Consider the following 1925-nt stretch of genomic DNA (forward strand, 5'->3'; position numbering starts at 1 on the left):
GTCGACGAATCCTTCGGGTGTCTCTCGCTGAAGAACCGTGCGGGTCGGTCCGATGGAGTCCTCATCGATGGGAGACATGCGATGAGAGTTCGGATTGCGCTTCTGACCGGTCTTCTTGCGGCGTCGTTCACTTCCTCCTTCGGGCTCGCGAGCGAGCTGCTCACGGCGGGCTCGATCGAGGCGGCGCGGGTTGGAGTCTGCTCGAGGAATCGAACGAGGAGTCCGGCCCGGACGAGACCGACGACCAGAGCTACCCGCTGATCGGCGGCTCCGGGTCGATCGCGGTTCCGCTGGGCGAGCGCTTCTCGACGCAGATCGACGTCTCGGGCGAGAAGAACTACGCGAGCACGAGCGGAGACGACAACCAGGACAGCATGATCTTCGGAGGCGCGCATCTGAGCTGGCGGGATCCGGCGCGAGGGCTGGTCGGCATCTTCGGCGGAGGCGGGCGCGGCTGGACCGAGCGCTACCGCGGAGACACGAACGCGACCTGGATCGGTGTCGAAGGTCAGGCGTATCTCGATGCTGCTACGCTGTACCTGCAGGCCGCGCGAGTTAGCGGTGACGTCGAGGACACCGAGGAGAACTTCCGGCCCGCCTACGTGGTTCGCGGCGTCGGGCGGTACTTCCTGGACGACGACAGCCGCATCGAGCTGGCGACCTCGTTTGCCAACGCGAACGACGCGGTCGACGGAAATGACGACATGTGGGCGATCGACTGGGCGCTGCGCTACGACCGGCGCATCAGCGGCGGGTGGCACGGCTTCGGCGCCTATCGCGGCGCGTACTACGACACCACGACCGAGGGCGAGCAGCTGACCGAGCACATCGCGCTGGTCGGAATCCGCTACCTGTTCGGCGCCGAGAGCCTGAAGGCGAACGACCGGCTCGGCGCGACCCTCGACCAGCCGAGCCTGCCGCTGCGCGCGGTCAACTGGGTCGAGCCGCTGGACTGATCTCCGGCTCGCAGGCATGCCCCGCCAGGGCTCATTTGCTATGAACGGAACTCGCCAAGGGGGAGTCCGTGTCCGAAGACTTGAGCGCCAGGATTCGCGAGCTTCGGGAAGAGCTGCCGGGGCTGCGCGAGCGACTCGCGGAGCTGCGGAGGCATCTTTGACCTTCCCGCGAAGCAGGCGAAGCTCGAGGAGCTGCAGCGCGCGGCTTCCGATCCGGCTCTCTGGGAGGACCGTGAGCGCGCCGAGAAGACGCTGCGCGAGCAGCGCGACCTAGAGCGCGCGCTCGGTTTCTTCGCCGAGACCGACGAGCTCGCCGAGGACGCCGACCTCATGCTCGAGCTCGCGAGCGAGGCGTCGGACGCGGACGCCGTCGCCGAGGCGGAGCGCTCGGTGTCACAGCTGCGCGATCGCGTGGAAGCGGCGGAGCTCGAGCGCATGCTCTCGGGCGAACACGACGCCAAGGACGCGATCGTCTCGATCAACGCCGGCGCGGGTGGCACGGACTCGCAGGACTGGGCGGAGATGCTGCTGCGCATGTACCTGCGCTGGTGCGAGCGCCACGGCTTCGCGGCCGAGATCATCGACATCCAGGCCGGCGAGGAGGCGGGCCTGAAGGGCGTCACGCTCACCGTGAAGGGCCAGAACGCCTACGGCTTCCTGCGCAGCGAGATCGGCATCCACCGCCTGGTGCGGATCTCGCCGTTCGACGCGAACAAGCGGCGCCAGACCGCGTTCGCCGCGGTCTCGATCGTGCCGGACATCGGCGACGAGATCGTCGTCGATCTGGACGAGGAGAAGGACCTGCGCATCGACACCTACCGCGCCGGGGGCGCGGGCGGGCAGCACGTGAACAAGACCGACTCGGCGGTGCGCCTCACGCACCTCCCGACCGGGATCGTGGTGCAGTGCCAGAGCGAGCGCAGCCAGCACAAGAACAAGGCGCACGCGCTGAAGGTGCTGCGCGCCAAG

General features: G+C 68.2%; 2 protein-coding genes. Both read left to right on the forward strand.

Translation table 11 applies throughout. From position 1 onward, the window contains the following. The first annotated feature begins 374 nt into the window (after window positions 1–374). Window positions 375–956 (forward strand): hypothetical protein, encoded by a 582-nt coding sequence (locus FJ108_18485; protein MBM4337881.1) that lies wholly within the window; start codon window positions 375–377, stop codon window positions 954–956. A 153-nt stretch (window positions 957–1109) separates the two neighbouring features. Then, window positions 1110–1925 (forward strand): peptide chain release factor 2 (locus FJ108_18490; GenBank protein ID MBM4337882.1); only part of this gene is annotated, 816 nt, incomplete at its 3' end.

It is taken from the genome of Deltaproteobacteria bacterium (assembly GCA_016875225.1).
In the GTDB taxonomy this organism is placed as follows: Bacteria; Myxococcota_A; UBA9160; order SZUA-336; family SZUA-336; genus VGRW01.